General features: G+C 75.6%; 12 protein-coding genes. 1 reads left to right on the forward strand and 11 read right to left on the reverse strand.

Annotated elements, in window-relative coordinates:
- Window positions 1-68: 68 nt before the first annotated feature.
- Window positions 69-3,428: an FtsX-like permease family protein gene (locus tag ACFYUS_RS11035; protein ID WP_388848480.1), complete on the reverse strand. Its 3,360-nt coding sequence runs from the start codon at window positions 3,426-3,428 to the stop codon at window positions 69-71.
- Between the two features lie 156 nt (window positions 3,429-3,584).
- On the reverse strand, window positions 3,585-3,989 hold the full coding sequence (locus tag ACFYUS_RS11040; protein WP_388848483.1) for a globin: 405 nt from the start codon (window positions 3,987-3,989) through the stop codon (window positions 3,585-3,587).
- A gap of 96 nt (window positions 3,990-4,085) precedes the next feature.
- Between ACFYUS_RS11040 and ACFYUS_RS11045 the strand changes: the two genes are divergently transcribed.
- On the forward strand, window positions 4,086-5,048 hold the full coding sequence (locus ACFYUS_RS11045; RefSeq protein ID WP_388848486.1) for a methyltransferase domain-containing protein: 963 nt from the start codon (window positions 4,086-4,088) through the stop codon (window positions 5,046-5,048).
- A 9-nt stretch (window positions 5,049-5,057) separates the two neighbouring features.
- On the opposite strand, the gene ACFYUS_RS11050 is transcribed toward ACFYUS_RS11045, so the two are convergent.
- The 9 genes from ACFYUS_RS11050 to ACFYUS_RS11090 form a co-directional block, all read right to left on the reverse strand.
- On the reverse strand, window positions 5,058-6,455 hold the full coding sequence (locus tag ACFYUS_RS11050) for an FHA domain-containing protein (RefSeq protein ID WP_388848489.1): 1,398 nt from the start codon (window positions 6,453-6,455) through the stop codon (window positions 5,058-5,060).
- A gap of 41 nt (window positions 6,456-6,496) precedes the next feature.
- The gene (locus ACFYUS_RS11055) at window positions 6,497-7,816 is read right to left on the reverse strand and encodes a VWA domain-containing protein (RefSeq protein WP_388848492.1); all 1,320 of its coding nucleotides are present in this window, start codon (window positions 7,814-7,816) and stop codon (window positions 6,497-6,499) included.
- 216 nt (window positions 7,817-8,032) lie between these two features.
- Window positions 8,033-9,409 (reverse strand): PP2C family serine/threonine-protein phosphatase, encoded by a 1,377-nt coding sequence (locus tag ACFYUS_RS11060; RefSeq protein ID WP_388848495.1) that lies wholly within the window; start codon window positions 9,407-9,409, stop codon window positions 8,033-8,035.
- 2 nt (window positions 9,410-9,411) lie between these two features.
- Window positions 9,412-11,916: a tetratricopeptide repeat protein gene (locus ACFYUS_RS11065; protein WP_388848498.1), complete on the reverse strand. Its 2,505-nt coding sequence runs from the start codon at window positions 11,914-11,916 to the stop codon at window positions 9,412-9,414.
- Window positions 11,917-11,975: 59 nt separating this feature from the next.
- The gene (locus ACFYUS_RS11070; RefSeq protein ID WP_388848500.1) at window positions 11,976-13,271 is read right to left on the reverse strand and encodes a hypothetical protein; all 1,296 of its coding nucleotides are present in this window, start codon (window positions 13,269-13,271) and stop codon (window positions 11,976-11,978) included.
- Between the two features lie 57 nt (window positions 13,272-13,328).
- Complete coding sequence (locus ACFYUS_RS11075) at window positions 13,329-14,426, reverse strand: glutamate ABC transporter substrate-binding protein (RefSeq protein ID WP_388848503.1); 1,098 nt, start codon at window positions 14,424-14,426, stop codon at window positions 13,329-13,331.
- A gap of 11 nt (window positions 14,427-14,437) precedes the next feature.
- A complete protein-coding gene (locus ACFYUS_RS11080) occupies window positions 14,438-15,874 on the reverse strand; it encodes a hypothetical protein (protein ID WP_388848506.1) in 1,437 nt (478 codons plus the stop codon).
- A gap of 258 nt (window positions 15,875-16,132) precedes the next feature.
- Complete coding sequence (locus ACFYUS_RS11085; RefSeq protein ID WP_388848509.1) at window positions 16,133-17,122, reverse strand: N-acetylglucosamine kinase; 990 nt, start codon at window positions 17,120-17,122, stop codon at window positions 16,133-16,135.
- Window positions 17,113-18,378 (reverse strand): 6-phospho-beta-glucosidase, encoded by a 1,266-nt coding sequence (locus tag ACFYUS_RS11090; protein WP_388848512.1) that lies wholly within the window; start codon window positions 18,376-18,378, stop codon window positions 17,113-17,115. Before ACFYUS_RS11090 ends, ACFYUS_RS11085 begins: the two co-directional genes overlap by 10 nt.
- Window positions 18,379-18,382 lie beyond the last annotated feature (4 nt).

Consider the following 18,382-nt stretch of genomic DNA (forward strand, 5'->3'; position numbering starts at 1 on the left):
GTGGGGGGCTTGGCCCGTACGGGGCGTGTCGGTGCGGTCGCTGTCCTCGTCAGGAGTCGTCGGCGGCATCAGTTGTCCCCCTGGTGGCGCAGGGTCACGGCCGGGTCGGCGCGGCGCAGGGCGATCGAGGCGACGATGGCGAGCGGCAGGGCGGCGACGCCGGCGAGCAGCAGCGCCACCTGGCCGAGGGGCAGTTCGACGAGGACCGGCGGGACGGGCCGGGCGGCCTGGCCGGTGAGGACGACGAGCGGGACGACCGTCCGGGCGAGGACGGTGCCGAGCCCGATGCCGACGAGCAGGCCGATGCCGATGAGCAGCCCCTGTTCGGCGGCGACGAGCCGGGCGAGCTTGCGGCGCGGTGCGCCGAGCGCCCGGAGCACGCCGAACTCGGCGGCCCGTTCCCGCATCGCGCCGGCCGAGCCGACGGCGAAGCCGACGGCGGCGAGCGCGGCGGCGGCCGCCGCGACCGCCATCAGGGCGGCGTTGGGGCCCGCGCCGAGCGGGTCGCCGAGGAGTTCGGCGGCGACCTCGTTCCGTACGAGGATCTGGGTCGGTTCGATGTCGGGGCGGGCCCGCAGGGCCGCGGCGGCCTCGGCCGCGTGGCCGGGGGCGGTGGTCAGCCACCACTCGGTGGGCGGCAGGGTCGCGGTCCCGTCGGAGTCGGCCGCCAGGAACCGGTTGACCGCGGCCAGGTCGAGGAGGATCGCGCCGCCGTCCTCGGGGGTGGCGGTGCCGGAGGCGACGGAGTCGGTCTGCGCGCCCGGTCCGGTGGTCGGCAGTTCCTTGACCACCTGGTCGACGGTGACGTCGAGCTGCCGGCCGGCGAGGGCGACCTGGATCGGTTCGCCGGGCTTGGCGCCGGTCGCCGTCATGAAGGTCTCGGTGGCGACGGCGGCGAGTCGCCCGGGGGCCTTCGGGGCGGGGGCGTTCATCCGCAGGGTGAACCCCAGCGCCCACGAGTAGTCGCCGACCTTCCCGCCGACGACGGGGAACGCGAGGGAGTACGGGGCCGGTCGGCCGGCGGGTCCGGCGGACCCGGCACGACCGGTCGCGCCGCCCTCGGTCGTGCTGCCGTCGGCCTGGGTCTGCTCGAACGCGGAGGCCCAGGAGCCGAGGACCTGCGCGGGGGCGTGCGTCTTCGTCCCGCCGTCGGCTCCGACGGTGGTGAAGCGCTCGACGTGCAGCGTCTGGGTGTGGTGCGCGCCGTCGGCGACCGTGCCGGTGAGCTCCAGGTCCGTGAGGGTGAGGAGGCCGCCGGAGCCGGGGGTGCCGTCGGCGCCGGGCACGGCGCCCTCGGCGGCCAGGTCGAGGGTCAGCCGGTGCGTGCGGTCGTCGGAGGGCAGCGGTCCCAGGTCCCGCCGGTACGGGACGCCGCTCGGGTCCTCCAGGACGGCGCCGACCCGGGCGTCGGGCGTGCCGGCGGGCGCGGTCGTCCGCAGGTCGACCGCGAGCGTGCGGGTTCCGGCGGGCAGCGCGAGACCGGTGCCGGCGAAGGCCTTGGGGGTCAGCGGGGCGAGCAGGTCCGGGGCCGGGAGGGCCGAGAGGTCGGAGCGGAGGAGCAGGCCGCCCGCGTTGCGGGTGTCCACGGCCAGGACGGCGGCGTTCTTCCCGGCCACGTCCAGGGAGGCGCGGTGCACGGGGGCCACGGCCCTGACGCCCGGCACGGCGGCGAGGCGTTCGGTCTGCGTCGGATCGCCGAAGCCCGCGCCGAGGACGCGGATGTCCGTGCCGGCGCGGAAGTCGGCCTGGTCGCGCTGCGAGCGCTCCCACGAGCCGCTCTGCCCGATGGCCAGCATGCCCATCGCCACGGCGAGGACGAGGAGGAGGACGGGGCCGGCGCCGCGCAGCGGACGGCGGCTGAACTGCCAGCCGGCGAGGGCGGCGGAGAGCCCGCGCCCGCCGGCCGCGCGCCGCTCGGCCAGCTTGGCGGCGGGCGGCAGCAGACGCAGCGTCAGGACGGTGCCGGCGAGCAGGGCGAGGGCGGGTGCGGCGATGAGCACCGGGTCGATGGAGCCGCCGCCGGCCTCGTCCGCGCCGAGGGTGCCGCCCGCGGCGGACGGCCGCTGGAGCTGCCAGTACGCGACGCCCGCGATGGCGAGGAGGCCGAGGTCGGCCCCGGCCCGTACCGGAGCGGGCAGGGAGGCGGAGCGGGCCTTGCGCAGCGAGACGACGGAGCCGTCCCCGGCGGCGAGCGCGGGGGCGACGACGGCCGCGGCGCAGCAGAGCGCGACCACGGCGGCGACCAGCCACACCTGGGCCGAGGGGGAGGTGTCGAGGTGCACGCCGAGCTCGGAGAGCGCGGACCGCTCGGCGAAGAGCCGGGTCAGCGGGCCGGACAGGAGCGGGGCGGCGAGCGCGGCGGGCAGGGCGAGCAGCAGCGCCTCGGCGGCGGCGAGCCCGGCGATCCGGCGCCGCGAGCCGCCGCGGGCCCGCAGCAGGGCCGTCTCGCCGGAGCGCTCGGTGCTGAGCAGCCGGGCGACGAGCAGCAGCGCGTACGCGGCGAGCAGCACCAGCTGCACGGCGACGATCAGGAGGGTGGAGCGGGAGACGAGCAGGGACCGCCGGGTCTGGTCGAGGACGGTCGGGAGCGCGGTCGACGCGGAGATCGTCGTCCCGAAGGCGTCCGTGGCCTCGGCGAGCTTCTTCGGGCCCTCGGTCGAGGCGGCGCGCAGGGCGTCCATCCGGTCCGTGGTGAAGCCGGTGTAGTCGGCGGAGCCGAGCCAGGTGGTGTCGCCGGGGCTCAGCGCCCCGGAGGTGAGGACGGCCGGGTCGACGTCCAGCGGCCCGTACGTGGTGAACGCGACGGTCCGCACGCCGCGGCCGCCCGCCGGGTCCAGCTGCCAGTACAGGTCGGTGGTGTCGGCCGGCTTGTAGACGCCGGTGATCCGGGCCTTCACCTTCTGGTTCTTGAGCCGGTCGGTGAGGTCGAGGACGGTGCCGGGGGCGACCTTGAGCCGCCGGGCCGCCTCCTCGGGGACCGCCGTCTCGATCACGCCCCCGGCCCGGGTGGGGGAGGGCCAGGAGCCCTTGACGAGGGAGAGCCGCGAGCGGTCGAGCGCGGCGAACTGCGTCAGGTCGGGGTCGCCCCCGCGGGCGGCGGGCGGCTGGAGGTCACGGGGCAGCGCGTACGGCCCCGAGCGTTCGAGCCGCTGTACGGTCACCGGCAGTCCGTCGAAGGTCTTCCGTACGCCGTCCTCGACGGCGGCCTCGGCACTGGCCCGCTTCGCGGCCGGCACCTGTCCGCTCACGAGCAGCGAGGCGGCGGCCGCGGACCGGCCGCGCAGTCCGGCCTGGAGCGCGGCGTCCCCGATCGCGCCGGAGAAGGCGGCGAGGGCGGCGAGCACCGAGGTCGTCAGGAGCACGGAGAGCAGTGCCGCGGAGAGCAGCAGCCGGTGTGCCCTGACACGCAGAAATACGAACCCCGTCACCCATCCCCCTGGATCCGCTGAAGGTTTCCTCGGATGCTTTCAGAGGGCACACGTCGCTGGTAACCGCTTCCCAGCGCACCTTGATGGGATCGTGACCGTTATTCGGCGTTCCGTGTCCGGAACGTTTCAGTCCGTGGAACCGGACGGACGGGCCCGCTAACCCGCGCTGTTCACCATCGACGCCGCCGCGTACGTCAGATAGCGCCACAGCTCGCTCTCGTGCTCCGGGGCGAGACCGAGCGAGTCGAGGGCGTCGCGCATGTGGCGGAGCCAGGCGTCGTGGGCGGCCCGGTCCACGGTGAACGGGGCGTGGCGCATCCGCAGGCGGGGGTGGCCGCGGTGGTCGCTGTAGGTGCGGGGGCCGCCCCAGTACTGCATCAGGAAGAGGGCGAGGCGCTCCTCGGCCGGGCCGAGGTCCTCCTCGGGGTACATCGGGCGGAGCAGCGGGTCCGCCGCGACGCCCTCGTAGAAGCGGTGGACCAGACGGCGGAACGTCTCTTCGCCGCCGACCTGGTCGTAGAAGGTCTGCTCCTGCACTGTTTCCCCGGGAATCTCGTTCACCGTTCCATCGTCTCAGATGCCCCGGCCGAGGACCGGAGTCTTAGGACCACCGTACGGGCGGTCGCCCAGGGCCCGGCGGGGCGGGAGAGTGGGGGCATGGGTGCGGTGCGGGACGAGTTCGCCGAGGCCGGCGCGCGGGAGCGGCGCGCGCTCGTGCGGGAGCTCCGGGCGGACGGCCTGCTGACCGATCCCGCCTGGCGGGCGGCCTTCGCCGAGGTGCCGCGCCATCTCTTCGTCCCGTACTACTACGTCTCCGCGCCCGGCGGCTACCAGCGGCTCTGGTCCGGCGACCCCGAGCCCGCGCGGCGGGACCGCTGGCTGCGCGGGGCGTACGCGGACACGGCGATCGCCACCCGGGTACGGGACGGGGAGCTGGTCTCCTCCGCCAGCCAGCCCTCCCTGATGGCGCTGATGCTCGACGCCCTCGGCGTACGCGACGGGGACGACGTCCTGGAGATCGGCGCCGGCAGCGGCTACCACGCGGCCCTGCTCTGCCACCGCCTCGGCGCGGAGCACGTCACCACCGTCGACCTGGACGAGGAGATCGCCGAGTCCGCCCGCACCCATCTCGCCGCCGCCGGGTACCGGCCCGCGGTCCTCGCCGCCGACGGCGCCCGCGGCTGCCCCGAGCGCGCCCCGTACGACCGGATCGTGGCGACCTGCGAGGTGCCCTCCGTCCCGTACCCCTGGCTCGCCCAGTGCCGGCCCGGCGCGCTGGTCCTCGCCCCGCTCTCCACCGGGCTGATCCTGCTGCGCGTGCGCGACGCCGCGCACGCGGAGGGGCGGTTCCTCGCGACCTCCGCGTACTTCGTGGCCCTGCGGGGCGTCGCCGCCCCGACCCCGACGGCGGCCGTCCCGCGCCACGGCCCGGCCGGGGACGAGCGCTTCCTCTTCCTGTGGGGGCTGGTCGCCGGGACCCTCGACAGACGCGAAGCGCTCTCGCTCTGGCTGCGCGAGCGGCGGCCGGAGCGGGAGCGCTTCGGGGTGACGGTCAGCGGCGGCCGGCAGTGGGCCTGGCTGGACGACCCGGCGGGGCCGTACGCCTGGCCCCTGCGCTGAGGCCCTCCGTCAGGAGCTGCGGATCGTGATCGTGGTCCAGGCGCCGACGTGCACCCGGTCGCCGTCCTGGAGCTGGACGGGGACGTAGGGCTGGATCGGCTCCTCGCCGCCGTTGACCGTGGTGCCGTTGGTGGAGTTCTGGTCCACCACCGCCCACGAGCCGTCCGGCTGCTGCACGAGCACGGCGTGCTGGTGCGAGACGCCCGGGTCCTCCGGCGGCACCGACAGGTCGATGTCGGGGGACTCGCCGGTGGAGTGCCGGCGGCGGCCGATGGAGACCTGGTTGCCCTGGAGCGGCACGTGCTTGTCCGGCGAGTACGCGGGCAGGTTCAGGCCCGTGGCCTCCGGGCCGCTGCGCTGCATCATCGCCATGAAGTACTCGCGGTCGGGACCGATGACCGCGGTCCAGCTGAGCGGCTGCGGCGGGCGCGGCGGCTGGAACTGCTGCGGCGGCCCCTGGTGCGGCGGAGGCTGCGGGGGCTGGTGCTGCTGCGGGGGCTGCGGAGGCCCCTGGTGCTGCGGCGGGGCCGGAGGTGCCTGCGGCGGCTGGTGCTGCGACGGCGGCGACAGGACCCAGTCGTCGTCCGCGCGCGGCTGCGGCGGCGCGGGCGGGGCCGGGGCCTGGGCCGGAGCCTGGAGGTACGCGGGCGGGGCCGGCGGCTGCTGCGCCTGCGGGCGCTGCGGCGGGGCCTGGTGGTGCGTGGGCTCGGCGCCCAGCGGCTCGGCCGGCCGGTTCACCTGCGAGGGCCGCGAGCCCTGGTAGCCGAAGGGGTCCGACTCCGGGGGCTGCTGCCGCGGAGGCGCGGGCGGCGGGGCCTGGAAGCCGGGCGGCAGGTTCGGTCCGGGCGGCGGTCCGGGCTGCCGAGGCGGGGCGGGCGGGGCGCCCTGCGGGGCCAGCGGCGTGTACGAGGTCGCCGTGTTCGTGAGGAAGTTCCAGCGGCACTCCTCGCAGAACGGCGCCATGTGCTCGCGCGGCGTACGGCACTGCGGGCACAGCTCCGCCTGGGCCGTCGCGTTCGGGTCGCCCCCGGGGCCGAAGCCACCAGGGGCGGCGGGCGCGCCGGGACCGCCGAAGGGGCCGGGACCCGCGGGGGCTCCGGGGCCGGCAGGAGCTCCGGGACCCCCGGGACCGCCGAAGGGGCCGGGGCCGCCGGGAGCCGCGGGGGCACCCGGGCCGCCCGGGCCGAAGTTGCCGGGAGCGCCCTGAGGAGCACCCGGAGCGCCCGGCGGCGGGCCCATCGGGGCCTGGCCGGGACCGGCGGGGCCGGGGTATCCGTAAGCGGGGGGCGGCGGCGGGGGAGGCGGCGGTACGGCACCCGTCGGCGCACCCGCCCCGGCCATGCGGTGGCCGCAGACCTCGCACCAGTCGTCGGAGACCGACTGGTGTCCGTTCGGGCAGGTCGGCATGTCGGTGCTTCCCCCTCTCGTCGTCCGGCCCGGAGACCGGGCTACCTCTTGACGCGAACGGTCTTGGTGGAACGGGTCTCGAGAGTCATCTCGTCCGCTTCCGCGACCTTCGCCTTCAAACGCACAGTACCGGTCGCCGCGTCGACGACGTCGACCACCTTCGAAAGCAGTTTCGCGGTATCGGCGTTGCCGGAGGCCGCCGCGAGCTGCACGGCACGGCCCAGTTTGGCCGTCGCCCCGTCCCGATCGCCCGTTTTGCGGGCATCCAGACCCTGCTGGATGACGTCCGCCAGCTCGGCCTGGCCCGTGTAGTGCGCGACCTGCGGGTTGATCGACGTCGACATCGCGACGTCGTCCGTCCACACCGCCCGTACCAGTCCTTGAGACAGCGGGCGCGGATCGCCGCCCGCCGGGTCCGGGGCGAGCAGCGAGACCCGGGCGGCGAGCATCTCCTGCCCGATCGCCGCCTGCGGGACGCGCACGCTCACGTGGTAGTCGCGGGACTCGTCGCCCCACGAGCCCGTCGGGTAGTCGCCGGCGCGCGGCCCGGCCCCGGTGCGCCGCCCGGTCAGGTCCTCGACCGCCGGCGCCACCTGCTTCACGAACATGATCTCGGCCCCGACCGGGGTCCACAGGCGCAGCGCGACGTCCGCCACGCCCTTGCCCATCGCGTGCTCCATCATCACCGTGAAGTCGGCGGCGAGCCCCGCCGGATCGGCGACGATGTCGGCGGTGCCGAGGAGCGCCGAGGCGATCCCGGTGACCTCCTTGACCTCCCAGTCCGTGCCGACCCCGCGCGCGTCGCAGGTGAACCGGCCGGCGCAGGCGTCGAGCGCGGCCCGCAGCTCCTCCGGCGACTCGTGCTCGTTGCGGCCGTCGGTGAGCAGGATGCCGTGCCGGATGGTGAGCTCGGCGGAGGAGAGCAGCCGGTCCGCGAGGCGCAGCCAGGTGCCGATCGCCGTGCCGCCGCCCGCGGAGAGCCGGCGCAGTGCCTCCTTGGCCTCGGCGCGGGTCCGGGCGTCGGCGACCGCGAGGCCGCCGTTCCCCGGGTAGACCTCCTTGGCCACGTGCGTCCCGGCGACGACGGCGAAGTGCGTGCCGTCGCGCAGGGTGTCGACGGCGGCGGCGGTCGCCTCGCGGGCGCCGCGCATCTTGGTGGCGGGGTAGTCCATCGAGCCGGAGCAGTCGACCATGATCACGACACCGGCCGGTCCGCTGCTCGCGAACCCGCCGGTGGTGCCGCCCCCGGTCGAGGTGACCGTGACGATCGCGCTGACGTCCCGGCCGCCCTCCGGCAGGAACTCGTTCTGGTAGACGTCCACCGAGAACTGGGGCACGGTCGACTTGGAGAAGTTCGCCATCTGTTTTCGGCTCCTACGCGACAGACGCAACAACGGTGAAGGGGACGGGGATCGGCGACCGCTCTCAGGCGGATCCTGCCCCAAGGGGCTGTCCGGCGAACCAGGGCCGGGTCCGCGACGCCTGCACGGCACCTCGCCGCGTTGCCGAAACGCCCTAATAGCTCCGCTATGAGGGCGCTCCGGCGCCTTGCGGGGCACCGCACCAGACGCCGCGGCCTATCCGTCCCCGGTTCGCCGGACAGCCCCTTGGGGCGTGACGGTGAACGGGACGAGCGCGACCGTGATGTTGTCGTGGCCTCCGCCGTCCAGGGCGTGGCCGACCAGGACCTGGGCCCCGTGCAGCAGCCGGTCCGAGGCGTCGGCCGGGACGACCCGGGCCATGTCCTCCGCGGCCTCCGCGTAGTTCCACAGGCCGTCCGTGCAGACCACCACCACGCCGGAACGATCCGGCTTGAACGCGGCCGTGTGCGGGTCCAGTTCGTACGAGTCGGCGCCGAGCCAGCCGGTGATCGCGTGGGCGCGCTCGTCCGCGTACGCCTCGGCCTCGTTCATCAGGCCCGCCGCGACCATCTGCGCGGCCCACGAGTCGTCCTCGGTGAGCCGGGCGGGCGGGGTGCTGCGGTCGTCCGGCACCCAGTAGGCGCGGCTGTCGCCGACCCAGCCCACGACGAGCAGTCCGGCAGCGACGACGGAGCCGACGATGGTGCACGCCGGGGCGTTGCGGTGGTGGTGCGGATCGTGCTCCGTGCCGTCCTGACCCGGCTCCTCCGCAAGGGAGTTGACGGCCTCGGCGGCGGCCACGATCGCCTCGTGCATCGCCTGCTGCGGGTGCGTGCCCCGGGGGAGCGCGGCGAGCAGCGAGGCTCCGGCGGCCTCGGCGGCGGCGGCCGAGGCCTCGTCGGGCCGGGTCGCCGAGGAGACGCCGTCGCAGACGATCGCGAGGGTGGCGGGGGAGCCGTCGGGCAGGGTGGTCGCCGAGACGGCGAACGCGTCCTCGTTGCGGTGGTGGCGCAGCCCGCGGTCGCTGACGGCGGCCACGCCGGCGAGCTCCCGCTCCATGTGGTCGCGCTCGCGCGGCTGCGCGTGCCCGCAGTTCTCGCAGTACCCGTCGGTGTCCACCCGCCCGGCCCGGCAGGCCACGCAGAGACCGGCGGCGGCTCGGGCGGTGCCGGCGGCGGGCGCGGCGGCGGCCGGGGCCGGGTCCGCGCGTACGGCGGTACGGGGGTCGGGCGCGGCCAGCTCGAAGTCCCCGCCGTCCGCGGGGGACGCGTGCGCGACGCCCTCCTCCGCCGGGACCGGCCCGTCCGTGCGGACCGCCATCGTCGGCAGGTCGCGGCCGCCGGAGTCGGTGCCCGGGAGGTCGCCCGGGTGCTGGGTCATCGTCGAGAGCGAACCGGGCTCGCGGGGCGGGGCGTCCGGCCAGATCACCTGGGCGCCGATCGCCACGGTCGGGCGGTCCGGCCCGGTTCCGGCGGCCGGCAGGGCCGACAGGTCGTAGCCGCACGCCCCGCAGAACCGGTCACCCGACTCCAGCGGCTCCGCGCAGCCCGGGCAGGCGGAGAGTCCGTGCGACGGCTTCGGCTTCTGGGACATCCTCACACCCACGTCCGGGGGCGGAAGCGGTTGGCCCGCTCCACCAGTTCGATCCTCTCCTCGCCCCGCTGGGCGAGCCGGGCCAGCGCCCGGTACGAGCGTTCGAGGCCGAAGCGCAGTCCGCGCTCGTCCAGTTCACTGCCGAGCAGCAGCGCGCCGCCGCCCGGTGCCGCACCGGGACTCCCGGAGAGTACCCAGTCGAGGGCCGTCCCGAGGACCTCCGTCGACAGGCGCTCCCGGCGCACCGGGTCCAGACCGAAGCCCTGGAGCGCGGAGACCTGCGCCGCCGCCGCCGTCAGGTCGGCGCCGAGCGGCTCGTGCGCCGGGCGCCGCCGCAGCCGCGCCCGCACGGCCGCGACCCGGGCCGCCGTGTAGTGGATCGACGCCTCCGGTACGGACTCCAGGGCCTGTACGGCTCCGCCGCGGTCGCCCGCCGCGAGCCGCACCCGGGCGAGCCCGAAGGCCGCGCTGACGAAGCTGGGGTCCGTGGCCCACACCAGGCGGTAGTACTCGGCGGCGTTGTCCAGCTGGCCGAGGACCTCGGCGCAGATCCCGAGGGCCAGCTTCGGCGCCGGCTCGCCGGGGAAGGCGTCGTACACCGCGTCGAAGGCCAGCGCCGCGTGCTCGTGGTCCCCGGTCACCAGGGAGGCGACGCCCCGGTACCAGACGACCCGCCAGTCGTCCGGGTCCCGCTCCTCCAGGCCCGCGAGGGTCCGCGCGGCGGCGGGCAGGTCGTCCAGCTCCAGCTGGGCCCGCAGGGTGCGCAGCAGCAGCTCGGGGGAGGACGCGGGCGCGCCCTGGAGCGCCCCGAGGAGCTCGGCCGGCGCGGCGGCCGCGAGCCCGGCGAGGAAACCGGCGTTGGGGTCGCCCGTGTCGACCCTCGGCACGGGCAGCGCGAGCGCGGTGGCGGGCGCGTCGAGCGCCGCGAGCACGCCCGCGAGCCCGGGCCCGGAGACCGCGGGGGTCCCGGCGGCCGTCCCGGAGACCGGTGCCCGCCCCGGGACGGAACCCGGCAGCGCCGGACCGGACGCGGCCCCGGACCGCTTGCGGCCCCGGCGGGCGCCCAGCAGCGACACGTCCTCCGTCAGCTCGGCGAACAGTGCCGTGTCCGTGACCCGCACCTCCGTGCCGAACAGCGTCGAGAGCGCCGGGCGCGGCCGCCCCGACTGGAGCGCGACGACCTCGCGGAGCACGCCCGTCAGCTGCTCGGCCATCTCCTGCGCGGAGGCGAACCGGCGGGCCGGGTCCGGGTCGGTGGCGCGGACGAGGAAGCGGTAGTACGACTCGTACGTCCGGAAGACCTCGATGTGCTCCGGGTCGGGCAGCGAGTCCACGAAGACGTTCGTGTAGCCCTGGAAGTCGAAGGTCATCACGGCGAGCGTGCGCGCCACCGTGTACAGGTCGCTGGCCACCGAGGGGCCGACCTCGGCCACCTCGGGCGCCTGGTAGCCGACCGTGCCGTAGATCGCGGACTGGTCGTCGTCCATCCGCCGGACCGCGCCCATGTCGATGAGCTTCAGCTGGTCCTCGGTCTGTATGGCGTTGTCGACCTTGAAGTCGCAGTACAGCAGGTTCCGGCTGTGCAGGTGGCCGAGCGCCTCCAGGGCCTCGATGCCGTACGCGCAGGCCTGCTCCACCGGCAGCGGATCGCGCCGGCCGTCGGGGGTCCGCCGGTCGTTGGCGATCTCCTTGAGCGACTTGCCGCCGACGTACTCCATGACGATGTAGCCGTCCATGGAGCCGGTCCGCTGGTCGAGGTGCTCGACGAAGTTGTAGATGCGGACGATGTTGGAGTGCTCGATCTCGGCGAGGAAGCGGCGCTCGGAGATCGCCGCGGCCATCGCGTCCTGGTCGCCGGTGTCGAGCAGGCCCTTGAGGACCACCCACCGGTCGGAGACGGCCCGGTCGACGGCGAGGTAGATCCAGCCGAGCCCGCCGTGCGCGAGGCAGCCCGCGACCTCGTACTGGCCGTGGACGATGTCCCCGGCGCGCAGCTTCGGCACGAAGGAGTACGGGTGCCCGCACTTGGTGCAGAAGCCCTCCGTACGGCCCGGTCGGTCCCCGCGCGAGCGGCCCACCGGAGCCCCGCAGTCCGAACGGGAGCAGAAACGCTTCCGCTCGGGAACCTCGGCGTTCTCCATCACCGCCGCGCGCGGGTCCGGACGCGGCACCTCGGGGATCGTCACCAGGCCCGCGCCCAGCCGGTTCCGGGCGGACTGCCCGGCCGACGAGCCCGAACTGCGCACCGACACCGAGCGCCCGGTGGAGGACCCGGAGAGCGAGCGCGACAGCCGGCCGGAGACCGACCGGCGCGAGGTCGAGGAGCGGGACGAGGAGCGCGAGGAGGCCCGCGAACCGCTCTGGGAGGAGGCGGAGTCACGCCCCCCGACGCCGCTCGTCCCCTTCCCCGGCACGGCCATCCCGGTCGGCGTCGAACCGATGAGCCCCCCGGGCGCGACGACCGGGGCGAGCCCGCAGGTGTCGCAGTACAGCTCGCCGCCTCCCATGTCCTCGTACGAACCCTCGCACGCAGGACGCTGACAGCTCCTCACGTCCGTTCCCCCGCTCACCACTGCCGTCCTCCCGCGTCTTCCGCGTCTCCCGCGTCCCTCGGCCCGGACAGTACCTCCGCCACCGCCTGCTGGTAGCGCAGCACCGCCTGCTCGGCGACCCGCAGATCGCAGGGCGCGCTCCACAGCATCCGGCGCGCCGTGTCGTACCGCTCGACGAGCAGCGGATCCTCCGCCGCGCCGAACCGCGCCGCCTTCGCCTTGTACGCGTCGAGCCGGCCGCGCAGCTCGGCCCGGACCGCGAGCGGCGCGGTGACCGCCGTCAACGACTCGCGGGCCCGCAGCAGTTCGTCCTCCGCCTCCCGCTCCAGGGAGTCCAGGAGCGGGGAGAGCCGGTGCCACTGGGCGTGCCTGCGGTACTCGGCGGCGGCCGCGAGCCGCTCCTGGAGCGCGATCGGCGGGCCGCTGACGGCCGGCACCTCGGAGGCGGCGATCTTCGCGAGGACCTCGCCGCGCGCCGACCGCGCCTCGGCGAGCGTCCGGTCCGCCCGCGAGAGCACGTCCCGCAGCCGCAGCAGCCGGTCCTCGGAGTCCTGCCGGACCGCGAGGACGGCCTCGATCTCGCGCCGGACGTCCTCCAGGGCCAGCGCGGCCCGGTCGTACCGCTCGGTGTCGGGACGGCCCCCGCCGGGCGCCGAACTCCCCGCCGCCGGGCGCCAGAACGCCAGCGGGTCGGTCACCACCTGGGAGCGCAGCGCGGTCAGCTCGGCCGTGATCGCCTCCAGCTCGTCCCCCGCCGGGTGCTCCCCGGGCCGCACGCCCACCGAGTGCGCGAGCGAACGCGTCCGGCCCAGCTCGGCGGCGAGCAGGTCTATCCGGGCCGGCAGCGCCGACCAGACGGCGTCGGCGGTGACCACCAGGTCGAGCGAGGAGGCGTACAGCTCGTTCATCCGCCGGACCAGCCCCTCCAGGCTGAACCGCTCGGTGAGCAGCGCGCCCTCGGCCGCCCCGCCCGGGACGAGCACGGTGTCGCCGCGCAGCCGGTCGGTCAGCTCCACGAGCTCCTCCCGGCCGGGCCAGCGCTTGCGCGCCCGCACCTCACGGGCGTCCCGCAGGGCGCGGGTGTACACGTCGAAGCAGGTCCAGAGCAGGCTGATGGTCCGCTCGGCGGCCGCCCACCGGTCCCGGGTCGTCCCGGTCAGCCCGGCCCCTTCGAGCAGCCTGCGGCCCGCGTGGTCCTGGAGCGCGAGGAGCGAGTCCTCGATCGCCTGGTGCTCCGCGCCGAGCCGCGCCAGCGCACGGTCCACCTCGTCCCGGTCCATCACCGGCCCGGGGGGTCCCGTGACGCCCATCGGTCACCTCTTCCGCTTCGTCGTGTGCAGGGTCGCTCCTCCGGGGCGCGTACCGGGCTACTTGTACAGCGGGGCGGGCGGCCCCGTTATCCCCGGCAGGTCCTTCGCCAGCCACTTCTCGTACGCCCGCTGCCAGGGGCCCTGCCGGTAGCCGACGAGGACCTCGTTGACCCGGCGCACCAGGTCGTCGTTGCCCAGCTTGGCCGCCACGCCGTAGTACTCCTTCGTGAACGGCTTGCCCTTGAGTTCGACCGCCGGGTCCTGCGCGGCCTGGCCGGCCGCGAGGGCGTTGTCGGTGACGACGGCGTCGACCTCGCCCATCTGGAGCCGGGCCAGACAGTCCAGCTGGTTGGGGACGGTCAGCAGGTCCTGGTCGTCCTTGGTGCCGTCGCCCTCGTCCTTGAAGACCGCGCCGAACGAGTTCTCCGCCAGCGCGTCGTAGGCCGTGGAGCCCTCGGCGGTGCAGACCCGCTTGCCGCGCAGCGAGGAGTCGTAGCCGGTGATCCCCGTGGCGAGCTTGGGCGCCAGGACCTGCTGCCCGGCCTGGAAGTAGGCGGTGGAGAAGGCGACCTGCCCGATCCGCTTGCAGTTGATCGTCATGGTGCGCACGACGAGGTCGACCTTGCCGCTGTCCAGGGCGGCGATCCGCTGGTTCGTCGGTATCGTCCGGAAGATGACCGCGCTCGGGTCGCCGAGGACGTCCTGGGCGATGGCCCGGGCCAGGTCGATGTCGAAGCCCTCCAGGACGCCCTTCTCCGGGTTCCGGTAGCCCCAGCGGTAGCTGGACTGGTCGACGCCGACGATCAGCTTCCCGCGCTCCTTGATCGCCCGGATCGACGGGCCGTCCGCCGACGAGGGCGTGAGGGAGGCCTCCGGGTGCTCGCAGGTCTCGGCCTTGACCTGGACGCCGGTGCCCACGCCGGGGCCGGCCGTCCGGGGCGCGTCCGCCGCGCCGCTTCCGTCCTGCGCGAGGGGCAGCAGCGTGAGCGAGGCGGTGAGTCCGCAGGCCACGGCCATGGCGGCGACTCCGCCCCAGCCCCGCAGCCGCCTGGCCGCCCGCACCACGCGCGGCTCCGCGCCGCTCGCCGCGCGGCGCGCCACCGGCTCCGCGCCGCTCGCCGCCGATCGCACCAGCGGGTCCGTGCCGTTCGGCATCCCGCCCCCTCTCACCGGTACTCCGACAGTCTGCGGTTGATGCCGAGCACGGCGCCCGCCGCGCCCAGGATCCCGAGGGCCGCCGCGCCCAGCGGCAGCGCGGTCAGCGCGTCCCTGGCGCTTCCGGCGGAGCGGGTGAACTCGTCCTGCTCGTGCGCGAGGGCCCGCTCCAGGGCCGCGTCGACCTGGTCGAAGGACTGGCCCGTCGACCCCTTGGCGCCGACGACCAGGCCGAGGGCGCCCTCGTAGTCGCCGGCCTCGTCCTTGGCGCGGGCCTCCTTGTGGCGCTCCCGCCACTCGGCCGCGCGGGCGGCGGACTCGTCGACCGGGCCGCGCCCGGCGTCGTCGTCGGCCCGCTCCCGCGCCGCGGCGAGCGCCGTCGTCAGGGCGCTCATGCTCGCCGTGTAGTCCGCCTCGTACTTGTCGTTCTTGCCGTCGGCGGTGAGGACGGCGCCCCGGGCGACCAGGGTCAGGTTCTCGTTGGAGCGGGCGGTGAGGGAGCTGATCCGGGCCGTGTTGAGGACCTGGAGGGAGTCCTGTCCGTGCGCCCGCGCGCTGTTCAGCTCGGTCCGCGTCACGGTGTGCGCGGCGAGGAGCCAGAGCAGGACGGCCGCGGTGGAGGCGGTGGCGGCGAGCAGCCCGTGGTTGAAGACCCGGTGGGTGCGGGCGTAGTTGCGGCGCTGGGCCCAGACGAGGACGCCGAGGGCGAGCAGGCCGAGCGCGATCGACACGTACGGCCAGGCGCGGGCCGAGTCGTCGTCCCCGTGCAGCCGCGCCGTCTCCGCCGCGTACAGCCGCTCGGCGGCCGGCAGCAGCGCGCTGGACATCTGCTGGTTGGCGTACCGCAGATAGGCGCCGCCGAGCGGCAGGCCCTGCCGGTTGGCGGCCCGGGCGCGCTCTATCAGGCCCGTGTAGCGGGGGAGCAGCTCGTTGAGGGTGGCGATCTCACGGGCCGAGGCGGACGAACCGTCCGTGTTGGAGGCGGCCTTGACGAGGAGCCGGGAGGCGGTGGTGATGTCCCGGTCGTACCGCGCGCGGGACTCCGCGGGCTCCAGGGTGCCCGCCAGGAACCCGGCGGCGGCGGTCGTGTCGGCGTCGGCGAGGGAGCGGTAGATGGCGGCCGCGTCGGCGCTCAGGGGCTGGCTGCGGCTGACGACGTCGTCGGCGGCGGAGGCCCGGCCGGTGACCTCCAGGGCGGTGACGGCCCCGAACGCGACGACGAGCAGCGCCAGTACGGCCCCGAGGATCTGGAGCCGACCGGGCTCGGTCGTCGCGGCCTCCCTCAGCCGCGCGCGCCCCACGGCCCAGGCTCCGCGCCCGGCGGGCAGGGGCCCGGGGACGGTGCCCACCGACTGCTGCGCCGGCACCCCGCCCGGACGTACGGGCGCGGGCGCCGTCCCCGGCGCGGCCGAGGCGGACGGCGCGCTCGGCGGATGCGGATGTGTCACGTGACCTCCCCCTCGGTCTCGACGTCGATCGCTCGCCTGGCGAGCAGTATGGCCGCAGGGCCCCACCCGCACACCGGAAATGGCGCGATCTTGTTCTTATCCTGCCGCATGCCCACGGGACTTCCGCGGGCGAACCCCCTACGAAAGGAATACGTCGCCCGGCCGCGATCGGTTCCGTATCGGCCATCGCTCGAACAGGTGAACATGCGTGCGGGGCGCCCCGCCGCGAACGACGACACGCCCCGCACCCCTCGACCCTCAGCCCTCGTACCGCTCCCGAAGCCGGGCCTTCGCCTCCGGGCCCGCGCCCACCGCGTCCAGGGCCAGCAGCCCCGCCCCGAGGACCGGCCGCGCGGTCACGAAGCCGATCACGGCCTTCGGCGCCCGCGCCGCCAGGAGTTCCCGGATCCGCTCCTCCAGCTGCGGATGGCGGGCGGCGAGCACGCTGCCGCCGAGCAGCACCGGCGCCTCCTCGCGGTGCAGCCCGAGCCGCCGGAGCGCGACCGCCGCCATGGCGACGACCTCCTCGGCCTGCCGGTGCACGATCGACAGCGCCACCGGATCGTCCCCGGCCGCGACGCGGAACAGCACCGGCGTCAGCTCGTGCCGCCGCGCCATCGGGATCCGGCCCAGGTGCAGCGCCTCGATCAGCGCGTACATCGACTCCAGGCCGAAGTGCGCGGGCAGCGCGTCGGCGAGGGCGGTGGGCAGGCCCCGTCCGTCCTCGGCGCGCGCCGCGCACCACAGCGCCTCGTCGGCGAGCCCGCCGCCCCCGCCCCAGTCCCCGGAGATCTTCCCGATCGCCGGGAAGCGCGCGGTCCGCCCGTCCGGGGTCATCCCCACGCAGTTGATCCCCGCCCCGCACACCACGGCCACGCCCCGGGGTTCGTCGACCCCGGCGCGCAGGATGGCGAAGGTGTCGTTGTGCACCCGTACGGACGGGCTCCAGCCCCGGCCGAGCAGCTCGGCCCGGAGCGCGGCCTCCTCCACCGGCAGATCGGCGTTGGCGAGACAGGCCGCGACATGCGCGAACGTCGGATCGAGCCCGGCACCGCCGGCCTCCTCCCACGCCCTCCCGACGATCTCCGCGAGCCCGTCGACCGCCGTCTCCACCCCCACCACCGGCGGCTGGAACCCGCCGCCGCGCGCCGCCCCCAGGACGGTCCCGTCCTGGGCGAGCACCGCGACGTCGGTCTTGCTGTTCCCCGCGTCGATCGCGAGGAGCCCCCCATTCAGCTTCACGCCCACGCGAGGTGCTCCCGGTTGTGCGCGATCAGCCGGTCGGTGAGCCCGTCGGCGTACGCGTACTGCCCGACCAGCGGATGCGCGAGCAGCGCCTTGAACACCCGGTCGCGGCCGCCGCGCAGCGCCGCCTCCAGGGCCAGGTCCTCATAGGCCGTGACGTTCGCGATCAGACCGGCGTACAGCGGGTCCACCGGCGCGACCGGCAGCGGCGTGGCGCCGTGCGCGCCGACCGCCGCCTGCGTCTCGATGACGGCGTCGTCCGGCAGGAAGGGCAGCGTGCCGTTGTTGTACGTGTTCACCACCTGGTACGGCGAACCCCCGCCGCCCAGCAGGGCCGCCGCCAGGTCCACGGCCGCCTCCGAGTAGAAGGCGCCGCCGCGCTTGGCCAGCAGCGCCGGCTTCTCGTCGAGCGCCGGGTCCCCGTACATCTCCAGGAGCTCCCGCTCCATCGCGGCGACCTCGGCGGCCCGCGAGGGCTTGGTGCCGAGCTCGCGCACCACCTCGTCGTGCGCGTAGAAGTACCGCAGGTAGTACGAGGGGACGACGCCGAGCCGGTCCAGGACCGGGCGCGGCAGGCGGAGGTCGCCGGCGATCGCGTCGCCGTGCTCGGCGAGCAGCCGGGGCAGGACGTCCTCGCCCTCGGGGCCCCCGATCCGTACCGCCCGCTCCCAGGTCAGGTGGTTGAGCCCGACGTGGTCGAGGTGGACCTCGGACGGGGTCACGCCGAGGAGCTTCGCGAACTTCCGCTGGAAGCCGATGGCGACGTTGCACAGGCCGACGGCCTTGTGCCCGGCCTGGAGCAGCGCGCGCGTGACGATGCCGACGGGGTTGGTGAAGTCGATGATCCAGGCGTCGGGGTTGGTGCGGCGGACGCGCTCGGCGATGTCGAGCACCACCGGCACCGTGCGCAGCGCCTTCGCGAGGCCGCCGGCACCCGTCGTCTCCTGGCCGACGCAGCCGCATTCGAGCGGCCAGGTCTCGTCCTGGAGGCGGGCGGCCTGCCCGCCGACCCGCAGCTGGAGCAGGACGGCGTCGGCGCCCTCGACCCCGGCGTCGAGGTCGGTGGTGGTGACGACCTTCCCGTCGTGGTCCTGCTTGGCGAAGATCCGCCGGGCGAGCCCGCCGACGAGCTCCAGGCGCTCGGCGGCCGGATCGACGAGGACGAGTTCGGTGATGGGCAGGGTGTCGCGCAGCCGCGCGAATCCGTCGATCAGTTCGGGGGTGTAGGTGGACCCGCCCCCCACGACAGCGAGCTTCATTGGT

It is taken from the genome of Streptomyces sp. NPDC004284 (genome assembly GCF_042874035.1).
Taxonomy (GTDB): Bacteria; Actinomycetota; Actinomycetes; order Streptomycetales; family Streptomycetaceae; genus Streptomyces.